At 68.8% G+C, this 20,454-nt stretch carries 16 protein-coding genes; 5 read left to right on the plus strand and 11 right to left on the minus strand.

Annotation, left to right across the window (positions count from 1 at the left end; all coding sequences use genetic code 11):
• Positions 1-139: 139 nt before the first annotated feature.
• Both LPA45_RS28960 and LPA45_RS28965 read right to left on the minus strand, forming a co-directional pair.
• Positions 140-3,718 (minus strand): ATP-binding protein, encoded by a 3,579-nt coding sequence (locus tag LPA45_RS28960; protein WP_317923492.1) that lies wholly within the window; start codon positions 3,716-3,718, stop codon positions 140-142.
• Positions 3,719-3,744: 26 nt separating this feature from the next.
• On the minus strand, positions 3,745-4,392 hold the full coding sequence (locus LPA45_RS28965) for a response regulator transcription factor (RefSeq protein ID WP_317923494.1): 648 nt from the start codon (positions 4,390-4,392) through the stop codon (positions 3,745-3,747).
• A gap of 445 nt (positions 4,393-4,837) precedes the next feature.
• Between LPA45_RS28965 and LPA45_RS28970 the strand changes: the two genes are divergently transcribed.
• Positions 4,838-5,002 (plus strand): zinc ribbon domain-containing protein, encoded by a 165-nt coding sequence (locus LPA45_RS28970; RefSeq protein ID WP_029044829.1) that lies wholly within the window; start codon positions 4,838-4,840, stop codon positions 5,000-5,002.
• Positions 5,003-5,179: 177 nt separating this feature from the next.
• The gene (locus LPA45_RS28975) at positions 5,180-5,431 is read left to right on the plus strand and encodes a hypothetical protein (RefSeq protein ID WP_116319492.1); all 252 of its coding nucleotides are present in this window, start codon (positions 5,180-5,182) and stop codon (positions 5,429-5,431) included.
• Positions 5,432-5,459: 28 nt separating this feature from the next.
• Here the strand turns inward: LPA45_RS28975 and LPA45_RS28980 are convergent, their stop codons facing one another.
• Together LPA45_RS28980 and folE are read right to left on the minus strand one after the other, a co-directional pair.
• A complete protein-coding gene (locus tag LPA45_RS28980; protein WP_116319493.1) occupies positions 5,460-5,903 on the minus strand; it encodes a BLUF domain-containing protein in 444 nt (147 codons plus the stop codon).
• A gap of 60 nt (positions 5,904-5,963) precedes the next feature.
• Positions 5,964-6,710, minus strand: a complete 747-nt coding sequence (gene folE, locus LPA45_RS28985; RefSeq protein ID WP_116319494.1) for a GTP cyclohydrolase I — start codon at positions 6,708-6,710, stop codon at positions 5,964-5,966.
• Between the two features lie 335 nt (positions 6,711-7,045).
• On the opposite strand from folE, the gene LPA45_RS28990 reads away from it, so the two are divergent.
• On the plus strand, positions 7,046-7,207 hold the full coding sequence (locus LPA45_RS28990; RefSeq protein ID WP_116319616.1) for an arsenite efflux pump ArsB: 162 nt from the start codon (positions 7,046-7,048) through the stop codon (positions 7,205-7,207).
• A 44-nt stretch (positions 7,208-7,251) separates the two neighbouring features.
• Here the strand turns inward: LPA45_RS28990 and LPA45_RS28995 are convergent, their stop codons facing one another.
• Genes LPA45_RS28995 through LPA45_RS29005 form a run of 3 tightly spaced genes read right to left on the minus strand, consistent with a single transcriptional unit; the run spans position 7,252 to position 11,721 of the window.
• Positions 7,252-8,505: an arsenic transporter gene (locus LPA45_RS28995; RefSeq protein ID WP_317923499.1), complete on the minus strand. Its 1,254-nt coding sequence runs from the start codon at positions 8,503-8,505 to the stop codon at positions 7,252-7,254.
• 47 nt (positions 8,506-8,552) lie between these two features.
• Positions 8,553-10,712 carry a penicillin-binding protein 1A gene (locus tag LPA45_RS29000; protein WP_317923500.1) on the minus strand — a complete coding sequence of 720 codons (2,160 nt, stop codon included), beginning with the start codon at positions 10,710-10,712 and terminating at the stop codon, positions 8,553-8,555.
• A 43-nt stretch (positions 10,713-10,755) separates the two neighbouring features.
• Positions 10,756-11,721, minus strand: coding sequence for an alpha/beta hydrolase (locus LPA45_RS29005; RefSeq protein WP_116319497.1), 966 nt, complete (start codon positions 11,719-11,721; stop codon positions 10,756-10,758).
• A 204-nt stretch (positions 11,722-11,925) separates the two neighbouring features.
• Here LPA45_RS29005 and LPA45_RS29010 point away from each other — a divergent pair, with 204 nt between their 5' ends.
• Positions 11,926-12,168 (plus strand): hypothetical protein, encoded by a 243-nt coding sequence (locus LPA45_RS29010; protein ID WP_116319498.1) that lies wholly within the window; start codon positions 11,926-11,928, stop codon positions 12,166-12,168.
• A 191-nt stretch (positions 12,169-12,359) separates the two neighbouring features.
• Positions 12,360-14,330 carry a sigma-54-dependent Fis family transcriptional regulator gene (locus LPA45_RS29015; protein WP_317923501.1) on the plus strand — a complete coding sequence of 657 codons (1,971 nt, stop codon included), beginning with the start codon at positions 12,360-12,362 and terminating at the stop codon, positions 14,328-14,330.
• Positions 14,331-14,462: 132 nt separating this feature from the next.
• Here LPA45_RS29015 and LPA45_RS29020 read toward each other — a convergent pair whose 3' ends face one another.
• The 4 genes from LPA45_RS29020 to LPA45_RS29035 form a co-directional block, all read right to left on the minus strand.
• Positions 14,463-14,858, minus strand: a complete 396-nt coding sequence (locus LPA45_RS29020; RefSeq protein WP_116319500.1) for a DUF779 domain-containing protein — start codon at positions 14,856-14,858, stop codon at positions 14,463-14,465.
• 14 nt (positions 14,859-14,872) lie between these two features.
• The gene (gene adhP / locus LPA45_RS29025) at positions 14,873-15,901 is read right to left on the minus strand and encodes an alcohol dehydrogenase AdhP (RefSeq protein WP_317923502.1); all 1,029 of its coding nucleotides are present in this window, start codon (positions 15,899-15,901) and stop codon (positions 14,873-14,875) included.
• Between the two features lie 115 nt (positions 15,902-16,016).
• Positions 16,017-17,537 carry an aldehyde dehydrogenase gene (adh, locus tag LPA45_RS29030; RefSeq protein WP_317923503.1) on the minus strand — a complete coding sequence of 507 codons (1,521 nt, stop codon included), beginning with the start codon at positions 17,535-17,537 and terminating at the stop codon, positions 16,017-16,019.
• Positions 17,538-17,902: 365 nt separating this feature from the next.
• Complete coding sequence (locus LPA45_RS29035) at positions 17,903-20,389, minus strand: FAD-dependent oxidoreductase (RefSeq protein WP_317923504.1); 2,487 nt, start codon at positions 20,387-20,389, stop codon at positions 17,903-17,905.
• Between the last annotated feature and the right edge of the window lie 65 nt (positions 20,390-20,454).

Genomic DNA, 20,454 nt, shown 5'->3' on the forward strand with positions numbered 1-20,454 from the left:
CCCGGAAAGGCGGGGGGATGGCGGGCCATCGCGCGGCCCCGCCATTATCGTCCTGCGTGGCGGTACTCGCAAATCCGCCAATTGTGGTAAGGCGTGCCGGCAAGGCACTTGCGGGCACTTGCAGGCACGCTAGGGCGCGCTAGGACGCGGCGCCAATGTTTTCGATGTAGCTGCGCAGCCGCTCGCGCAGCGCCGCGGCAGCGGCGGCGATCGCGGGTGTCCAGGCTCTGGCCGCGACGCACAGCGATTCCAATGCCCGGCACTCGCGTACGATCGACTTGCGGCGCACGATCATGAAGGCGCCGGCCACGGAATGTGTCCAGCGCCGCAGCGCAGCCAGCTCGCATTGCGCGATGATGTGCTCAAGTTCTGGCAGGTCCTGCCGCAGCTGGGTGCGCAGCATGGCTTCATAGCGCTCGCGGTCGGCGGCGCCGGCATCCGCGCCGGCGTTGCCCTCGGCATCGGCATGGGCCGGGCAGCAACCAGGCAACCTGCGCAGGCATGCCTGCAGGTCCTGCAGCGAGGCCGGCTTGGACACATGGCCGGCGAACCCGCGCTGGCGCCAGCCGGTCGTCCACTCGCTGCCCGCGAACGCGCTGAACGCCAGCACCGGCACGCCGGCATGCCGGTCGCGCACCGCTTCCAGCAGTTCGTAGCCACTCATGCCCGGCATCTGGATGTCGGTCAGCAAGGCGTCGACCGGCGTGGTCTCCAGCACGGCAAGCGCCTGCTTGCCGTTGCTGACCACGATCGGCTGATAGCCGAGTGTCTGCAGCTGCTCTGTGACCAGGGCCCGGTTCAGCGGGTTGTCCTCGGCCACCAGGATGGTTGCCAGCGGCGTGGCTTGGGCTGGTGGAGCCTGCGGCGCCGCGGGCGCGATGCTGCCATTGCTGACGGCATGGTCTGGCGCATGGGGTAGTGCATGGGGTAGTGCATGGGGTAGTGCATGAGGTAGTGCATCGCTGGGGCGGTCGCTGACCGCGGCGGGCAGAGCCTGCGCAGCGTTGTCGGCTGCCATGGCTACGCACGCCAGCAACGCATGATGGCTGTAGGCCGTGACCTCGAGAATCCCGGGCGCGCGCTGGCGCGGGCGATGGGGGCCGTCCGGCGTGACCCATGCCACCGTGGCGGCGGCCGCTTCGAGCAGCGTGGTGAGCGCGGCCAGCGGAAAGTCGTCGCTGGCGACAATGACCCGGGCGGGCTTGTACGCCAGGTATTCCTGCGCCGCTGCCAGTGATGCCAGCCAGTTCGCGCGCCAGCCTGCGGCTTTGAGCCATGCTGCAAGGTTTTCCCCGATGCGCGCATCCTGGCACAGCACCAGCACATCGCTCCGCGGCGCAGTGGTGTCAGCGTGCCCGGCGGCCGGGTGCGCCGCCGGCGTGACCCGCACCGGCAGGCGCACCGTGAAGGCGCTGCCGATATCGGGAACGCTCGCCACCGTGACGCTGCCGCCCATCAGCTCGCACAGCCGCGCGCAGATCGACAGCCCGAGCCCGGTGCCGCCATGGCGCCCGGCGCCGACGCCATCGCCCTGCACGAACGGCTGGAACACCCGCTCCACCAGCGACGGCGGCATGCCGATGCCCGAATCGGCGACGCGGCAGACCAGCTGGGGTACGCCCTGGCCGTCAGTGCACAGTTCCGCGCTGAAGATGATGCGTCCGCTGGCGGTGAACTTGAACGCGTTATTCAGCAAGTTGTTGAACACCTGTACCAGCCGCGTGCTGTCGCCAGTGATTTCCACGTCGAGCGACGGCGACAGCAGGAGTTGAAAGCGCAGCGGCCGGCCCGCCATCATCGGCGCATAGGTCAGTGCCAGGCTTTCGAGTGCGTCGATCGGGCGGAAGGGTTCTTCGAACAGTTCGAGCTTGCCGGCATCGATCTTGGAGAAGTCCAGCACATCGTTGACGATGCGCCGCAATGCCTCGGCGGCCGCGTCAAGCGCTTGCAGGCGCGCCGCATGCGGCTGCAGCCCCGGGCTGCGCGCGAGCAGCTCCAGGTTGCCGAGCAGCGCATTGAGCGGCGTGCGGATCTCGTGGCTCATGGCGGCAAAGAAAGTCGAGCGGGCGCGCATCATGGACTCCGTGGCCTGTTGCGCCGAGCGCAGCTGGTCCTCCAGCGCCTGTTGTGCGGTACAGTCCAGCACCGCGCAGAACAGCACGTCGTCATCGCGGTAGCGCGCCGGCGCATAGGTGATCTGCAGGAAGCGCCTGGCGGCGTTGGCGGCGATGGTGGCGTTGGTGGCGTCGGCCGGCAGTGCGGTACCGTCGACCTGCACGGCGTTCGATGCGGCTTCGTCCGCCGGGGCCGCTGCCGGCGCGGCGACAGTCAGGCTGGCAATGGCGGCAGGACCGTCGCCGCGGCGGCACGCTTGCGCCCCGAAAGCTTGTACCAGCGCGTCGGGCATTTGCATGGAGCCATGCAGCTGCAGCAGCATGTCGGCTCGCTGGTTGCGCATCAGCACGCCATAGTCGCGTTGGCGCACGATGCACAGGCCGACCGGCGTGGCGCTGACCAGGATATGCGTCATCAGCTCGCTTTCCAGCGCGCGCGAGGCTTCGGCGTGCGTGCGCCGCAGCAGGTGGCGGCTCCAGTAGCGCGCGGTCAGCACGATGCCGCCCACCAGCACCAGCATGGCCGCCGCGATGCCTGCGAACTCTGCGGCGAGCGCTGCGGCCAGCATCCGGTAAGGCAGGAAGTACACCAGCAGGCCAAGGCCCGCCTGCAGTGGCTCGACCAGCAGCACGCCATTGCCGGTGTACAGCAGCGTATCGTGATCGACGTGGCGCGCCCGCGCAGCCAGGTGGTAAATCTGGGCGGCCGACACCACGCCCTCGCGCGGCGACACGCCGATGATCTCGTCGGCTTCACTGACCAGCAGCAGCAGCGCCGGCTTGCCTGGCCGGTGCAGGTTCGTCAGAAAATCCTGAACCGGGATGCAGGCGGCGACCAGCGTAGTCGGCCTGTCGCCGGCGTAGGCGGCACTGACCAGCATCATGACCGGGGTATCGTCGACCGGGTGCCGCAGCGGACCGATCCACACCGGCTGGTCGCGCGTCGGCACGGCATGGCCGGTACGGTCCAGCAGCGCTTCGGTCAGGCGCGTGCGCAGCAGCGGGATCAGCGTGGGATCGAGCGCCATCGGCGCGCGCGCGCCGGCTTCGGGCTGGCGGATGACCACGGCGCTGTCTTCGTCCAGCGCGACGGCATAGGCATCGTGATCGAGGCCGAATGCCAGCTGCGTTGCCATGGTGGCCAGCGCGATATGGCGCAGCTCCGCGAACTGCGCCGGCAGCCTTGCGCCCCAGGCTTGCCGCGTGCCGGCGGCGGCGAGCAGGTGGTAGTCCTTGCCTACCGCATCGACGTGGATACTGGCCGCGCCGATGCGCCGGAACGATTCAACGGCGGCATCGAGCGCCCGCTCGGGGGCAGGGGCTTCGCGCTGGTAGCGGAGCGTCAGCACGCTGCGCCGCAGGAACGACGCCTCGTTCTGCAGCAGTTGCGACAGCGCCGCCATGTACTGCGCGACGTGCCCGCGCCGGTAATCAAGGTGCCGGCCCGCGGCCAGCCCGGCCAGCAGCAGGCCGGAGAACACCACCACGGCGATCAGCACGGCAATGGTGGCGGCGTAGCGCTGCTGCTGGCGCCGGGATTGCTCGGCCAGCTTATCGAAGGCGCTCGCGAGCGATTCGCGCGTGCGCTCCACGGTCGATTCCATCGGCGCGTGTTCAGGCCGGTGCCGCGTCAGATAAGGCCATTTTCGTACGCGTAGCGGATCAGCCCGGTGTTGGTCTGCACGCCGAGCTTGCGCATGGCGATCGTCTTCTGGCTGGAAATGGTGCTGACCGAGCGTCCGAGCTTGTTGGCGATGTCCGCGAGCTGGATTCCTTGCGCATACAGCCTCACCACCTCGAGTTCGCGCAGCGTCAGCTCGGTCGCCGGTGCCGAGGCGAGCGCGGCGCTGTCAAGCATGGCCTGCGCCGAAGGCGAGCAGTAGCAGCCGTCGCTGGTGGCAACCTGGACGCAGGCGCGCACCACTTCATCGATCGGATCCTCCTTGCTGACGTAGGCGCGCACGCCCAGCTTCATGGCGCGGCGGATGATGGCGGCGTTGGCCTGGGCGCTGAGCACCACGATGCGGGTGCGCGGATGGCGCCGTGCGAGCCGGTTCAGCAGGTTGAAGCCGTCCAGCGATGCATCGCCGCGGCCCATGCAGAAGTCGGTGACGGCAATGCCGGCGGGCTCGCGGTCGAGCGCGGCCAGCAATTCCGTGCCGTTGCCGCAGGTGCTGCCGACCTGGAAGTTGGGCGTGCGCTGCAGGCAGTCGCGCAGCGCGGCCATGACCAGCGGATGGTCGTCCGCCAGTGCGACACGGATGATCTGGTCGTACATCGTTTTCGGGTCCTCGGGTTCTCGACGCTTGCTGGCCGGGGCACCTGCCGGCGCCACGGCGTCACGGCGAATCCGCATTCTGGCTATGTTCCCGGCGCCCCTGAATCGTAATTCGGCTAGTTCACGGTCACTGCCGTCGTGCCAGGCCGGCATGAGGTGTACAAGGGTACGGTCTGGCCCCCACGCCTTTACGGCGAATTGCACGGTGGCAGCGCCATTGATCCGCGGTTCGCGCGCCATGGCATTTGCGTGACATCAATGCACGGCGGAAGTGAACCGCCGACGACATGCGGCGAACGCCAGCGGGAGTCATCGAACTTTCACGCTTGGTGCACGCGAACCCTGTCCTAGAATGAAGCTGACACGCGCCCGCGGCCATCATGCCGCGCAGGCCCGGCTTGCGCCGGGTGGCGCTTGCGGCGCGTGCCGCGTGGGGGAATTTGCCATGCCCGTCTATCAATACCGCTGCGAGAAGTGCGGCCATGTGTTCGAGAAAACCGAGCATCTCGCGGAACATGCCTCTGCCCATCCGAATTGCCCGAACTGCGGCAGCCAGTCCGTCCAGCACGCACCGGCCCCGTTCGTGGCAGTGACCCAGCGCAAGAGCTGAGCTGTAACAAAGTCCCAGAAGATTTGCGCTCCGCCGCGAGGCCGCAGCGGGGCGTTGGCGTGCATGCCGCCGGGCGATGCCGGCCGCATGCCTGATCGGTGTTTTGCGTGGTGCATGCACGGCCACGCGCGTTCACGCTGCGCGCAAGCGGCGATCTCAACCTTGACGGAGGATGCCATGGCTACGAGACCGTTTTCCCAGTTTCCCGCCGACGAGCAGCAACAGGTAACGCAGGCGTGCATGCATGTCGGCATCACGCAGGAGTCGTTCCAGATCACGGACGAGGGCGACGGCGAGGCTCGCCGCGTCAGCGTGAAGCGGCTGGGCACGGACGCGGTCAGCGTCTATGAGGCCGGGCCGGGCTCGGCATGGGTCGAAGAGTTCGAGAGCGATCTCGAATGCGGCCTGTTCGGGCGGGTGGCGGCGTAGCGCGGACGGACAGGGCAGGCAGCGCGGCTCAGTGCCGGCCGCGCTCCCCCAGGCGCGAAACCACGGAGGCGCCGGCAATCAGCTCCTTGAGCAGCGCCAGCGAGGCCGCGCCGCCGGTGCGGAACGGGTCGAGTTCGGCGCGCGCCGAGAACTTCAGCAGCGTCGCGGTGTTGATGCGTGCCGCGTTGACCTGCCCCATGGCCCAGCCGGCGAAGTCGCGCGTGCAGGTTTCCTCGAAATGCAGCAGCGTCACGTCCTGGTGGCGCGGATCGCGCGCGATCGACTGGAACAGCTGCGAGACCTCCTGCCGGTCGCCTTCGAGCGCCTGCAGGAAGATGCCGTTGCCGTGGCACAGCACGCCGGTGATGCCGTGGCGCGGGTTGCGCTCCAGGCTGGTGGCCAGGATCGCGTCGAGCAGGGCGGTGTCGATGGCCTGGCGGGCACGGCTGGCATAGATCAGGCGGACTAGCATGGTCGTGGCGGTTCCGTGATGGCGTGGATAAGGGGCGGATGCTGATTCAGGAGCAGGCGCCTAGCCGCGGTTGTTGTTCAGCAGCGTGAGGAATTCGCGCCGCAGGCTGTCGTCCTTCAGGAACGAGCCGCGCATCACGCTGTTGGTCATCTTGGCGTCGGTGTCGCGCACGCCGCGCCAGTGCATGCAGAAATGCTCGGCCTCCATCACGATGGCGAGGCCGTCGGGGTTCATCTTTTCCTGCAACAGGTCGGCCACCTGCGCCACGGCTTCTTCCTGGATCTGCGGCCGGCACATGATCCATTCCGCCAGCCGCGCGTACTTGGACAGGCCGATCAGGTTGGAATGCTGGTTGGGCATCACCCCCACCCACAGCTTGCCGATGATGGGGCACAGGTGGTGGGAGCAGGCACTGCGCACGCGCAGCGGGCCGACGATCATCAGCTCATTCAGCTGCCCGACGTTGGGGAACTCGGTCACCGCCGGCGGCTTCGCGTAGCGGCCGGCGAAGATTTCCTTCAGGTACATCTTGGCCACGCGCCGCGCGGTTTCCTGCGTGTTGTGGTCGTTGTCGACGTCGATCACCAGCGCGCGCAGCACGCCTTCGATGCGGGACTGGACCTCGGCCTGCAACTGCTCCAGCTCGCCCGGCTCGATATAGCGGGCGATATTGTCGTTGGCGTGGAAGCGTTCCTGCGCCGCCTGCAGGCGCGCGCGGATCCGCTCCGAGACAGAATGGGCCGGATCGCCGGCCGCCGCGTCGGCCGGGTGGAGGTCATGCGCGTGGCGCGCCGCGTCCTTGGTCATGGGTAGCGTGGTGGGTTGCGGAGATGTCCGGCACGGGCGCCGGCGGGTGTGCCGGGTTCACTATATGGCAGATGCGGTGGCCCGACAACCTGCCCGCCCGGCGCCAGACGGGCGGTTGTCCGCTGCCGGACGCGCCGCATACAGCACACCCGCGCGTGGCTCCGTGAATAGTTCGTGACAACGCTCAACCCCGCGCCGCGCAACGCCGACAAGCCCACATAATGCCTGCAAACATCAGCCGCCCGCCACCTGATGGCGGGCGTACCGGAAGTTGCGGGCTTACTTTTGTCGGGAACAACGTGACCTTGCCGATTGCCTTTCCGTGCAGCAGCCTGATGCTGCTCCATGTCGTGACGGTACCGCTGCCGGCAACGCCGGTGGAAACGGGCGTGGCGGAACACCACGCCAGCGCCGCCCGTGCCGGCATGCCCGGCCTGCGGCGGCCACTTGCGGTGGGCGCGCGCGCACCGGCGGGCGGGCGTGCCGCCACCGGCTGAGGCGCGCGGCGGCGTGCCGCGTTGGCTTAGGTCCCCGGCAACAGCTACCAGAGCAGCAGCGCCAGCGCCGGCACCATCGCGGCCGGCATGACGATCGCGCCGACGCGCAGGAACTGGCCGGCGCTGACCATATGCCCCTCGCGGCGCAGTGCGGTGAGCCACAGCAGCGTGGCCAGCGAGCCGGTCACCGACAGGTTCGGGCCCAGGTCGATGCCGATCAGCACCGCGCCGGTGACCGCGTGCGATGCATTGCCCGCGGTCAGCGCCGATGCCGCGATCAGCGCGGCCGGCAGGTTGTTGGCGATATTGCCCGCCAGCGTTACCAGTCCGCCCGTCGCCAGCAGCGCGAGCACGCCACCATCGTGCGAGGCTGCCGCGACCGCGTCGGCCAGGTGGCCGATCACCGCGGTCTGCTCCAGCGCGGCTACCAGCACGAACAGGCCAGCCACCATCGGCAGCACGCTCCACGAGACTTCGCGCAACGCCGGCGCCAGCAAGTCGCGCCGGGTGGCGCAGACCAGCAGCAGCGTGGCCACGCCCGCGGCGCAGGTGGGCCAGCCCAGCTCGCTGCCGCGCAGCGACGCCACCAGCAGCGTGATGCCGGTCAGCACGATCCCCAGCGCGGTCAGCCACGCCTGCAGCGATAGCGGCGGCACCGGGACGTCGCTGCCGATCGGCTCAGCCAGCGCATGGCGCTGGGTCCACCACAGCGCAGCCAGCGTCGCCAGTATTGCGGCCAGCGACGGCAGTGCAAAGCTTGCCAGCCATCCCGCCAGGGGCGGCATGCGCTCGCCGAAGATCACCAGGTTGGCCGGGTTGGAGATCGGCAGCACGAAGCTGGCGGCGTTGGCGATGAACGCGCACGCGTACAGGTAGGGCAGCGGATGGCGCACGCGCGCCGCGCGCGTGGCGGCCAGCACCGCGGGCGTCAGCACCACCGCGGTGGCATCGTTCGACATGAACGCGGTGACCAGCGTGCCGAAGCCATATACCAGCAGGAACAGCCGCAGCGCCGAGCCGCGCGCCCGGCGCACCGCCAGCGCGGCGACGTGGTCGAACAGGCCGGTCTTGCGGGCCAGTTCGGAGATCAGCATCATGCCGGCCAGGAACAGGTAGACGTCGTAGCCGCGCATCACCGCAGCCATCGCGTCGGGCAGCGCCAGCAAACCGGTGACGCACAGCAGCAGCGCGCCGGCGGCGGCCCAGAATGCCTCGGGCAGGCGGAAGGGACGGAACAATACGCCGGCGGTGGTCAGCGCGGCGACCGACCAGATCAGCAGCGGGCTGTGGCTGGACATCGAAAAAGGACTCGCAGGTAGGGTGAGGCGGCAGGAATGCGTGGAGTTTACAGGCCGTCCCGGCTGGCGGATACGGCGGGCGCGGCCATCGTGGCAGGCGCCGGCACGCCGGTGGCGTTGCCGGGAAGCTGCTTGGCTGCGGCAGATGGTGCGGCAGATGGTGCGGCAGAGGGCACGGCGGCCGGCGCGGTCGGGATGGCAGGGTTGCTGGCCACCGGCGCCGCGACAGGATCTGCTGCCGGTGCCACCTGCGGATCCGCCGGCGGCGGGAAGCCAAGCGAAGCGATGCCACGGCTGCCGTCCGCATACTCCGCATAGATCCAGTCATTGCCCGCGCGCACCACGCCCGCCGGGGCGTCGGGATCCGCCTCGGGGACGCCGGCGAGCCGTCCTTCCATGTACGCCGCCCACACCGGCAGCGCCGTGGTGGCGCCGAACTCATGCTCGCCCAGGCTGCGGTTGTCATCGTAGCCCATCCATGCCACCGTGACTACGCCGCCGGCATAGCCGGCGAACCAGCCGTCCATGGCTTCGTTGGTGGTGCCGGTCTTGCCGGCCACGTCGTCGCGGCGCAGGTAGCGGCGCACGCCCGCGCCGGTGCCTTCGTCGACCACGCTGCGCAGCAGGCTGTCCATCACGAAGGCATTGCGCGCGCTGATCACGCGCGTCGGCGCTGCGGCACCATCGGCGCCGGTGTGGGCTGCTTCGAATAGCACGTTGCCCTCGTTGTCGGTGATGCGCTCGATCAGGTAGGGCTCGACGCGCTGGCCACCATTGGCGAACACGCCGTAGGCCGCGGCCAGCCGCAGCGGCGAGGTGGTGCCGGTGCCGAGCGCCAGCGGCAGGTAGCGCGGCAGCCGTTTGGGCGAGAAGCCGAAGCGGCTGGCGAACTCCACCACATAGGGAATGCCGATCGCCTGCAGCGTGCGGATCGCCGGCAGGTTGCGCGATTCGGCCAGCGCCTGGCGCACGGTGACCGGCCCGATAAAGCGGCCGTCGTCGTTGGACGGCTGCCAGCGCGACGAATTGGCCAGCGGCGCGTCGTTGATGACCGTGCCGGGCGACACGCCGCGCTCCAGCGCGGCCGCGTAGACGAAAGGCTTGAAGGTCGAGCCCGGCTGGCGCAGCGCCTGCGTGGCGTGGTTGAAGCGGCTGGCGGCAAAGTCCGCGCCGCCCACCATCGCCTCGATCGCGCCGGTATTGCTGTCGAGCGACACCAGCGCCGCCTGCGGCCCCTGCGCCAGCGTCGGCGCCGCCTTGCGGTGGCGGCGCGCGTAACGCTGCAGTCCACCGGTCACGGCATCGTAGGCCAGCGTCTGCCGCACCGACGACACCGTGGTGTAGATGTTCAGGCCGCGCGTGTAGGCTTCGTCGCCAAAGCGCTCGCGCGCCAGCTGGCGCGCCAGTTCGGCCACGTACTCGGCATGGCCGCCGAAGCTGCCGGGTGTTTCGCCGGAGATCGCCAGGCGCTCGGCGCGGGCCGCGCGGTAGTCGTCCTGGCTGATCATGCCGAGCGCCAGCATGCGGCCCAGCACGTATTCCTGGCGGCGCTTGGCGCGCGGCAGGTTCACCACCGGGTTCATGGTCGACGGCGCCTTGGGCAGTCCGGCCAGCATCGCGCTCTCGGCCAGCGACAGCGCCCCCAGCGGCTTGCCGAAGTACGCGTGCGCCGCGCTGCCGAAGCCATAGGCGTGCTCGCCCAGGTAGACCTGGTTCATATACAGTTCGAGGATGCGGTCCTTGGGCAGCGACTGGTCGATGCGCCAGGCCAGCAGCATTTCATACCACTTGCGTGCCAGCGTCTTCTCGCGCGACAGGTAGAAATTGCGCGCGACCTGCATGGTGATGGTGGACGCGCCCTGGGCGTAGCCCTGGCCGAAGTTGGCCAGCGCGGCGCGGAACAACCCGGGGATGTCGACGCCCTCGTGCTCGTAGAACTGGTCGTCCTCGGCCGCCAGCAGGGCCTGGACCATGCGCGGGGGGATTTGCTCGAAGGGGATGAACTCGCGGTGCTCGCTGCCGAATTCGCCGATCTGCACGTTGTCGCTGGTGTAGATCCGCAGCGGCACATCGGGGCGGTAGTCTCGCAGGGCGTCGACCGGTGGAAGCTGCCGCAGGCTCAGCACCGCGGCAAATCCGGCGAGCAGGCTGCCGGCCGCAGCCAGCGCCAGTACAGCGCCGCCTGCCTTGACTGCGATTTTTTTCATGCGCGCATTCTACCTGCTCCGACTGGTGTCAACGGCGCAGCGGTCATCGGGTGGCGGCCAGCGGCAGCGGGCTGCCGCTGTCGTCCCGTTCGGCGGGCGGGGCGCTGGAGTCCGGCACGGCATGGAGCGCCGGCGCAGGACCCGCGGCGGCGCTGTCCGGGTCCGGCTGCGCCGGCGTGGCCGCCGCCAGGCGCAGCCTCGCGTCGCTGTGCTGGCGCGCGAATTCGCCCAGCGACAGCCAGGTCTGCTGCTGTTCGATGATGGTGAAGTGATCGGTGCCGGGCATGGTCTGCAGCGCGACGGGACCCGGCCAGGCCGCCATCAGCCGCTCGGAGCACACATGCGGCACGACCTCGTCCGACTCGGCCAGCAATACCTTGGTGCTCTGCACGACCTTCTTGCAGTGCGAGATCGAATCGAAATGGTGGCGCATCAGCTGCCGCAGCGGCACCAGCGGGAAGCGCTTGCGCACCAGTTCCAGCAGCGAGTCGTAGGGCGTGATCAGTTGCAGGCTCTCGAATTCCTGCAGGTCGGCCAGCTGGATCGCCACGCCGGTGCCCAGGCTGCGGCCGACCACGTGCACGCGGGTGCCGGGAAAGACACGCCGCACATGCAGCAGGAACTGGCTGGCGTCGGCGACCGCCGCCGCTTCAGACGGCATGCCGTCGGAATGGCCCAGCCCGCGGTAGTCATAGGTGGCGAAGGCCATGCCGCCTGGCAGCCAGCGCGCGTATTGCAGCGTATCCAGCACATCCTCGCCGCGTCCGGGCAGGTAGAACAACAGGTCCTGCACGCTGTCGCCGGGCGCGTGGTAGATGTAGCCGCGCACCACGCCGCCTGGAACGACATGCGAATAGCCGATGATGCCCTCCGGCAGGTCGCGCGGCGGACGCCGGCGCGCGTCGAACAGCAGGCGGTCCTGGTTCAGCGACAGGTAGGTCCAGTAGCAGGCGAAGCCGCTGGCGGTCATCAGCGCGGCGGCCAGCGCATGGCGGGTCTTGAATTGCATGGCAAGTCTTCAGGAGCGCGGCGGGCGTGGCGCCGGGGGGCGCCGGCCATGCCGCCCAAGCTGCGCAGCCTACCTCATTTTTGTCGGGACCGAGCGCGCAGCGCAAGCCAGGCCGCGCAGTTCTTGTACGATATGCCTCATACACGCGCGCCCACTCCCCACTCCGGCATCCTGGCCGACGGCGCGCCCAGGGAGCAAACAGGCATGAGCGAACAGAAAGACGAGCAGTTCCGCGCTGAAGAGGCGCAGGCCATGGAGCGCATAGTCGCGGCCACGCGCCAGGTGCAGGTGGCATTCACCGCGCTGCAGGCCCACTACCCGCCGCAAGGCAGCGGCAAGCCATCCAAGCTCGCGCTGCAGACCTTCGATGCGGCGCTGCAGGCGCTGGAGGACGCCCAGGCGACGTTCGACGAGATCCTGAACGACCTGCTCGACGAAAAACGCTGACCCCGGGGCCCCGGGGGCGGCGTGGTTCCGTACACGGCCAGTCCGCTGTGATAAGGTTGCCGGACAACAGCCGCCCGGCCGGCCGCAGCGTCCGCGTGTGCGGTCTGAGTGATCTGTAATCGGGACGGCAAGGCAGCGGCCGCCACGCGAGCCGCCAGCCATTCCCGGAGACCCAGCGGAGACCCGCCGTCATGCACCGTGCCGCCCATCCCGCAGCAGACCCAGCGCTTTCCGGCGTCCAGCGCCACGGCGCAGACGCTGACGACACCGACCGCGCCGGACTGATCGCGCGCGCGCATGCGCGCTCCGCCGGCTTCGGCCTGGATGTCTGCCACGCGCCGGGCTACGACGCCCTCGGCGCGCGCGCACTGGTCGAGCTCGTCGATGCCAGCCGCGACCTGTACCGCCACGCGCTGCCGGTGATGGAAACCCTGCACGCGCAGATCGCCAATACCGACAGCATGGTGCTGCTGACCGACAGCAGCGGCGTGATCCTGCACAGCCTGGGCGACGGCGAGTTCGTCGCGCGCGCCCGCCGCGTGGCGCTGGCGCCGGGCGTGTCGTGGTCCGAGCCCAGCAAGGGCACCAACGCCATCGGCACAGCATTGGCCGAGGCGCGTCCCACCATCGTCCACGCCGCCGAGCACTTCCTGCAGGCCAACCACCAGCTCACCTGCTCGTGCGCGCCGATTGCCGGTCCCACCGGCGAGATCCTGGGCGCGCTCGACGTCAGCGGCGACCATCGCGGCTTCCATCGCCACACCATGGCGCTGGTGCGGATGTCGGCGCAGATGATCGAGAACCACCTGTTCGCCAACCATTTCCCCGAGGCCGTGCTGGTGCGCTTCCATGCGCGGCCGGAATTCGTCGGCACGCTGTTTGAAGGGATGGCGGCGTTCACGCCCGACGGAGCCTTCCTTGCCGCCAACCGCAGCGGCCTGTTCCAGCTGGGGCTGGCGCCGCAGTCACTGGCACTGTCCGGGTTTGCCGAGCTGTTCGGCCAGCCGGTGCGCATGGCCATGCAGGCGCGTGCGGCCGGAACGCTGCACGTGCTGACGTTGCCCAGCCGTGTGCAGGTGTTCGCCCGCATCGAATACCGCGCGGCGCCGGTCAGCGTGCGCCAGCCGCTGGCGGAGGAGCCGCTGCCGCCCGCGCTGGCCGCGCTCGACACCGGCGACGCCGCCGTGGCGGCCGTGCTGCGCCGCGTGCGCAAGGTCAGCGGCCGCGATATCCCGATCCTGGTCCAGGGCCGCACCGGCGCCGGCAAGGAGTGGCTGGCGCGCGCCATCCACGCCGCCTCGCCGCGCGCCAATGGCCCCTTTGTCGCCGTCAATTGCGCGGCGATTCCCGAAACCCTGATCGAGGCCGAGCTGTTCGGCTATGAAGAAGGTGCCTTTACCGGCGCGCGCCGCCGCGGCAGCGCCGGCAAGCTGGCACAGGCGCACGGCGGCACGCTGTTCCTCGATGAAATCGGCGACATGCCGCTGGCGCAGCAGGTGCGGCTGATGCGCGTGCTGCAGGAGCGCGCGGTGACGCCGCTGGGCGCGGCGCACGCGGTGCCGGTCGATGTGCGCGTGGTCTGCGCCACCCACCGCGACCTGCGCGCCATGATCGCGGATGGCACTTTCCGTGAAGACCTGTACTACCGCATCAATGCGCTTGTGGTGACGCTGCCGGCGCTGCGCGAGCGCAGCGACCTGCCGGTGCTGGTGGAGCGGATCCTGCAGCGGCAGCAGGAAGAGGCGGGGCCGGAATCACCGGTGAAGGTGAGTGCGCAAGTGCTGGCGTTGCTGTGCATCCATCCGTGGCCCGGCAATATCCGCCAGCTTGCCAACGTGTTGCGCACGGCGGCGATACTGGCCGAGGGCGAGGCGGAGATCGGGTGCGAGCACCTGCCGGAAGGGTTCGAGCAGGAATGTGGGGAAGGCGTTGGTTGCAGAGCCGCTGCCGCGGCCCCCACGCCAGCGAGCGACGCCTCGTCCTCCGCTCCCTCCGCTCCCTCGGCGGCCGCGCGTATCCGCGACTGCGAAGCGGCGTTGATCCGCCAGGCGCTGGAGCGCCATGGCGGCAATGTCAGCCACGCTGCCCGCGAACTCGGGGTATCGCGCAATACGATCTACCGGCGACTGAAGGAAGGCACGGACGACGAGCCGGGCGCATAGCGCAGGGACGTCGTCGTCTTGCCACCGATTGCAGGATATCGACCACCTGCTGCGCGCGGTCGATGCGCCGCGGGGTTGGCGCGCACCCATTGGTTCTCCGGCACCAGCCGTGCCAGGTTTTCAGTGACGGCGCTATAACGCAGGCTGCGCCGCCAGCCACGCGGCTTCCTCGTCGCTGAACAGCTCCGACCGCGTCAGGAACCTCTGGCCTGTCGGCCCTTCCAGCGAAAACATTCCGCCCGCGCCCGGCACCACATCAATCAGCAGCCGCGTGTGCTGCCAGTATTCGAATTGCGCGCGCGTCATGTAGAACGACGCGCCGCCGATCTCGCCCAGCCGGATATCAGCCGGGCCGATCAGCAGTTCGCCGTCGGGGTAGCACATCGGCGCGCTGCCGTCACAGCAGCCGCCGGACTGGTGGAACATCAGCGGGCCATGCCGCGCGCTCAGCTGCGCGATCAGCGCCAGCGCGGCAGGCGTTGCCACCACGCGGGCGACGGACGGGTCGGCAGAGGCGGAAGCCGGCATGACCCTTCTCCTCGTCAGGCCTTGAAGTCCAGCACGACCCGGCCTTCGATCTTGCCGTCGCGCAGGCGCCCGAACACGTTGTTGATGTCATCGAGTTTGGCAGTCGACACCGTGGCCTTCACGTCGCCATGCGCGGCAAAGTCCAGCGATTCCTGCAGGTCGCTGCGCGTGCCGACGATGGAGCCGCGGATGGTGATGCCCTTGAGCACCACGTCGAAGATCGGCGTGCCGAACTCGCCCGGTGGCAGCCCGTTGAGCGCGATGGTCCCGCCGCGGCGCACCATGCCGATCGCCTGCGAAAAGGCGATCGGCGACACCGCGGTGACCAGCACGCCATGCGCGCCACCGATTTCCTTTTGCAGCCATGCGGCGGGATCGGTGGTGCGCGCATTCACGGTGGCCTCGGCGCCGAGCCTGCGCGCGAGCGCGAGCTTGTCGTCATCGATATCGACCGCGGCTACGCGCAGCCCCATGGCGCGCGCGTACTGCACGGCCACGTGGCCGAGGCCGCCGATGCCCGAGATCACGACCCACTGGCCCGGCCGCGTATCGGTCACCTTCAGTCCCTTGTAGACCGTCACGCCCGCGCAGAGGATCGGCGCGATCTCGATAAAACCGACCTTGTCGGGCAGCAGGCCGACGTAGTTGGGATCGGCGACGACATATTCGCCATAGCCGCCGTTGACGGAATAGCCGGTGTTCTGCTGCTTCTCGCACAGCGTTTCCCAGCCTTGCAGGCAGTGCTCGCAATAGCCGCAGGCGCTGTAGAGCCACGGCACGCCGACGCGGTCGCCTTCTTTCACGCGGGTCACGCCGCTGCCCACGGCAGAGACATAGCCCACGCCTTCATGGCCTGGGATGAAGGGCAGGGTGGGTTTGACCGGCCAGTCGCCGTCGGCGGCATGCAGGTCGGTGTGGCAGACGCCCGAGGCCTCGATCTTTACCTGGATCTGGCCGGGGCCGGGTTGGGGAACAGGAACTTCGTCGATCGTGAGCGGTGCGCCGAATTCACGCACCACCGCAGCTTTCATCGTTGCAGGCATCTCGACTCCTTGAATGACTCCTTGTCCGGGATGGCCCCGCGCCCGCGGGGCACAACCGGATCATGGCACGCGCGGGGCCACTGCAGGCGGCCATTGCGCCATGCTTTGAGCGTCGTCAGAAAAAGCCGAGAGCGTTGGGGCTGTAGCTCACCAGCAGGTTCTTGGTCTGCTGGTAGTGGTCCAGCATCATGCGATGGTTCTCGCGGCCGATGCCGGATTGCTTGTATCCCCCGAATGCGGCATGCGCGGGATAGGCGTGGTAGCAGTTGGTCCACACGCGGCCCGCCTGGATGCCGCGGCCCATGCGGAATGCGCGCGCGCCGTCACGCGTCCATACGCCGGCGCCGAGGCCGTAGAGCGTGTCGTTGGCGATGGCAAGTGCCTCTTCCTCATCCTTGAAGGTGGTCACCGACACCACCGGCCCGAAGATCTCTTCCTGGAAGATGCGCATCTTGTTGTGGCCGGCAAATACCGTCGGCTTCACGTAGTAGCCGCCGGCCAGGTCGCCGTCCAGCGCATTGCGCTCGCCACCCGCCAGGCACTGCGCGCCCTCCTTGCGGCCCAGGTCGATGTACGACAGGATCTTCTCGAGTTGCTCCGCCGAAGCCTGCGCGCCGATCATGGTGCCCTTGTCGAGCGGATGGCCCTGGCGGATCGCCGCCACGCGCTTGAGCGCGCGTTCCATGAAGCGTTCGTAGATCGACTCCTGGATCAGCGCGCGCGACGGGCAGGTGCAGACCTCGCCCTGGTTCAGCGCGAACATGGTAAAGCCTTCGAGCGCCTTGTCGAAGTACGCGTCGTCGGCGGCCAGCACGTCTTCGAAGAAGATGTTGGGCGACTTGCCACCCAGTTCCAGCGTGACCGGGATCAGGTTCTGCGAGGCGTATTGCATGATCAGCCGGCCGGTGGTGGTCTCGCCGGTGAAGGCCACCTTGCTGATGCGCGGGCTCGATGCCAGCGGCTTGCCCGCTTCCAGCCCGAAGCCGTTGATCACGTTGATCACGCCCGGCGGCAGCAGGTCGCCGATCAGCTCCATCAGCACCAGGATCGAGGCGGGCGTCTGCTCGGCCGGCTTGAGCACCACGCAGTTGCCGGCGGCCAGCGCCGGAGCCAGCTTCCAGGTCGCCATCAGCAGCGGGAAATTCCACGGGATGATCTGGCCGACCACGCCCAGCGGCTCATGGAAGTGGTAGGCGACGGTGTCGGCGTCGATCTCGGAGATGCCGCCTTCCTGCGAGCGGATGCAGCTGGCGAAATAGCGGAAGTGGTCGACGGCGAGCGGCAGGTCTGCCGCGGTGGTCTCGCGCACGGGCTTGCCGTTGTCGATGGTCTCGGCCACCGCCAGCAGCGTCAGGTTGGCCTCGATGCGATCGGCGATGCGGTTCAGGATGTTGGCGCGCTCGGTGGTGGAGGTGCGGCCCCACGCGGCCTTCGCGGCGTGGGCGGCGTCCAGCGCGGCATCGACATCCTGCTGGTTGGAGCGCGGCACGCGCGTGAACGGCTTGCCGGTGATCGGCGTGATCGACTCGAAGTACTCGCCACCGGCGGGCGGCACCCATTGGCCGCCGATGAAGTTCTCGTACTGCTGCTTGTAGGGGTTGCTGACGCCCAGCTGGGCGATTTCCGCCATGTTCATGTCTCGCTCCGTTTGAAGGATTTGTGTCGTGTCGTCACGGCAGGGCCGTGCGCACCGGAGCGGATCGCAAGAGGTGTGCCGGGAGGCGAGAGAGCGGAAAAGCGGGGAGGAATCGAAGAATTGACCGCGGAAACAGGCCGGAGATGTGTCACGCGCTGGCGACGGTGTGCCAGGGGGTGACAGCGAGTGTTCCAGATTGGAACACTCAGTGAACTGACGCAGCCATACGACCGGGCTGGCCCTTGCCACTACCCCTCGCAATCGCTCCTCTCTCCCGCAAGCGGGAGAGGGAGCAAACCGGCGGGATGGTCACCGTGCCCGCAGAGGGGGGCGCTGCTTGCGGAGATTCCCCGCCCGGCCCCGGTTCAACCCTTCGGGCGCGCGGATGCCGGATCGTATGGCGCGCGCAGGTGTACGCGTGCGGGCAGCAGTTCGCCGGCCAGGTCGACGTGATACGTGCCGGCTCCAAGCCACGCCGCATCGGCGGGCCCGTCCTCGCGCGCCAGCAATGCCATGCCGACGGGGCAGCCCAGCGTATGGCCGAACGCGGCGGAACTGAGCGATCCCACCGCGCGCACGCCGCCGTCGGGGCCGGTGCGCAGCACGGCCTCTCCGCCCCACAGCATGGCGTCGCTGGCGCCGTCGACCGTCACGACCACCATGCGCCGCTCGGGCGCGCCCGCCTGCCGCGCTCGCAGCAGCGCCTCCCGGCCGCGGAAATCGATGTCGCTGGCCAGCTTGCAGGCAAACGACAATCCCGCCTCGAACGGGTTGACCGACGGCGACAGCTCGCGGCCCCAGGCGCGGTAGCCTTTTTCCAGCCGCAGCGATTCGATGGCGTAGTAGCCGGCATTGACCAGCCCGAGCGTGCGGCCGGCCTCGTGCAGCGTCTCGTAGACGCCCACCGCAAACTCCACCGGCACGTACAGTTCCCACCCGAGCTCGCCCACATAGGTCAGCCGCGTCGCGCGCACGGTGGCGTAGCCGAGGTCGATCTCGCGCGAACTGCCGAAGGGAAAGCCTTCATTGGAGAAATCCGCGCGCGACACCTTCCGCAGCAGTTCGCGCGAGCGCGGTCCCATCAGCGCCAGCACCGCGTACTGGCTTGTGACGTCGACGATCACGCAACGCTTCTCGGCCGGGATCAGCCGCTCGATATAGCTGAAGTCGCGCGTGGTCTGCGCCGAGCCGGTCACCACCAGGTACTGGTCGCGCGCCAGCCGCGTGACGGTCAGGTCCGATTCATAGCTGCCGCGTTCGTTGAGCATCGCGGTATAGACGGTTTGCCCCGGCGGCACCGCCACGTCATTGCTCATCACGTATTGCAGCATCGCCTCGGCATCTGCGCCCTTGACCAGGTACTTGGAGAACGAGCTCATGTCGAACAGCGCCACGCCTTCGCGGCACGCGCGGTGCTCGGCGCCGCTCCATGGCAGCCAGTTCTGCTGGCCAAAGCCATACTCGATCTGCGGCGATTCTCCCGGCGGCGCGAAGAAGTTGGGCCGCTCCCAGCCCATCTTGCTGCCGAAATTGGCGCCGGCATCGCGCAGGTGCGCATATAGCGGCGAGCGGCGGAACGGGCGTGCGGTCTCCAGCTCGCGATTCGGCCACGGCATCGCGTAGTGCAGGCCGAGCGTTTCCTTGACGCGGTCGTGCAGCCAGTTCTGGTTGCCGTTGAAGCCGGCAAAGCGGCGGATATCGACCGGCCACAGGTCCATGGTGGGCTCGCCCGCGACAATCCATTCCGCCAGCGCCATGCCGGCGCCTCCGGCGGAGGCGATGCCCATCGAGTTGAAGCCCGCGCCGACGTAGAAATTGCGCAACTCCGGCGCTTCGCCGAGGATGAAGTTGTTGTCCGGCGTGAACGACTCAGGCCCGTTGTAGAACTGCCTGACCTGCGCCGTTTCCAGCGCGGGCACGCGCACCAGCGCGTTTTCCATCAGGACCTGGAACTGGTCCCAGTCGTCCGGCAGCAGCTGGAACTCGAACGGCTCGGGAATGCCTTGCATGCCCCACGGCTTGGCGTCAGGCTCGAAGCCGCCCATCACCAGCCCGCCGACTTCCTCCTTGAAGTAGATGAAGCCGTCCGGATCGCGCATCACCGGCAGGTCGGGATGCACGCCGGCGATGCGCTCGGTGACGATGTAGTAGTGCTCGGCTGAATGCAGCGGTACGGTCACGCCGCACATCAGCCCCACTTGCCGCGCCCACTGGCCCGCGCAGTTGACTACGATCTCCGCTTGCAGCCGGCCCTCGTCTCCGCTCTTGTTGCGCCAGCTGACCCCGGTGGCGCGGCCGTCGGCGGTATGGATCGCGGTGATCCTGGTGTCCTGCACGACGATCGCGCCCCGGCTGCGCGCGCCGCGCGCCAGCGCCTGCGTCAGGTCGGTGGGATTGGCCTTGCCGTCGCCGGGCAGCCAGACCGCGCCGTGCAGGTCGTCGGTACGCATCGCCGGCCACAGCTCGCCGGCCTGGGAAGGGGAGATGACCTCGCACGCCACGCCGTAGGCACGCGCCACCGCCGCGGTGCGGCGCAGCTGCGTCATGCGCTCGGCGGTGCGCGCCACCGACAGCGAGCCGCATTGCTTCCAGCCGGTGCCGAGGCCGGTTTCCGCTTCCAGTTCGCTGTAGAGCTGCGTGGAATAGCGGATCAGCTTCGTCATGCTTTCCTGCGAGCGCAGTTGGCCGACCAGCCCGGCTGCGTGCCAGGTGGTGCCGCAAGACAGCTGGCCCTGCTCAAGCAGCACCACATCCTGCCAACCCAGCTTCGTCAGGTGGTAGGCAACGCTGCAGCCGATAATGCCGCCGCCGATGATGACGACGCGGGTATGGGTGGGGATGACAGGGGGCATGGTGGGCAACGCGCGGCGCGAAGGCGGTGGAGGATGAATGCCATGGTATGCCACAAAATGCCAAT

This window comes from Cupriavidus sp. Agwp_2 (assembly GCF_040784895.1).
In the GTDB taxonomy this organism is placed as follows: domain Bacteria; phylum Pseudomonadota; class Gammaproteobacteria; order Burkholderiales; family Burkholderiaceae; genus Cupriavidus.

Bases quoted from the DNA above. Each gene is read 5' to 3' on its own strand.
- LPA45_RS28960 (WP_317923492.1), bottom strand. From the start codon at position 3,718: ATGGAATCGACCGTGGAGCGCACGCGCGAATCGCTCGCGAGCGCCTTC.
- LPA45_RS28965 (WP_317923494.1), bottom strand. From the start codon at position 4,392: ATGTACGACCAGATCATCCGTGTCGCACTGGCGGACGACCATCCGCTG.
- LPA45_RS28970 (WP_029044829.1), top strand. From the start codon at position 4,838: ATGCCCGTCTATCAATACCGCTGCGAGAAGTGCGGCCATGTGTTCGAG.
- LPA45_RS28975 (WP_116319492.1), top strand. From the start codon at position 5,180: ATGGCTACGAGACCGTTTTCCCAGTTTCCCGCCGACGAGCAGCAACAG.
- LPA45_RS28980 (WP_116319493.1), bottom strand. From the start codon at position 5,903: ATGCTAGTCCGCCTGATCTATGCCAGCCGTGCCCGCCAGGCCATCGAC.
- folE (WP_116319494.1), bottom strand. From the start codon at position 6,710: ATGACCAAGGACGCGGCGCGCCACGCGCATGACCTCCACCCGGCCGAC.
- LPA45_RS28990 (WP_116319616.1), top strand. From the start codon at position 7,046: ATGCTGCTCCATGTCGTGACGGTACCGCTGCCGGCAACGCCGGTGGAA.
- LPA45_RS28995 (WP_317923499.1), bottom strand. From the start codon at position 8,505: ATGTCCAGCCACAGCCCGCTGCTGATCTGGTCGGTCGCCGCGCTGACC.
- LPA45_RS29000 (WP_317923500.1), bottom strand. From the start codon at position 10,712: ATGAAAAAAATCGCAGTCAAGGCAGGCGGCGCTGTACTGGCGCTGGCT.
- LPA45_RS29005 (WP_116319497.1), bottom strand. From the start codon at position 11,721: ATGCAATTCAAGACCCGCCATGCGCTGGCCGCCGCGCTGATGACCGCC.
- LPA45_RS29010 (WP_116319498.1), top strand. From the start codon at position 11,926: ATGAGCGAACAGAAAGACGAGCAGTTCCGCGCTGAAGAGGCGCAGGCC.
- LPA45_RS29015 (WP_317923501.1), top strand. From the start codon at position 12,360: ATGCACCGTGCCGCCCATCCCGCAGCAGACCCAGCGCTTTCCGGCGTC.
- LPA45_RS29020 (WP_116319500.1), bottom strand. From the start codon at position 14,858: ATGCCGGCTTCCGCCTCTGCCGACCCGTCCGTCGCCCGCGTGGTGGCA.
- adhP (WP_317923502.1), bottom strand. From the start codon at position 15,901: ATGCCTGCAACGATGAAAGCTGCGGTGGTGCGTGAATTCGGCGCACCG.
- adh (WP_317923503.1), bottom strand. From the start codon at position 17,537: ATGAACATGGCGGAAATCGCCCAGCTGGGCGTCAGCAACCCCTACAAG.
- LPA45_RS29035 (WP_317923504.1), bottom strand. From the start codon at position 20,389: ATGCCCCCTGTCATCCCCACCCATACCCGCGTCGTCATCATCGGCGGC.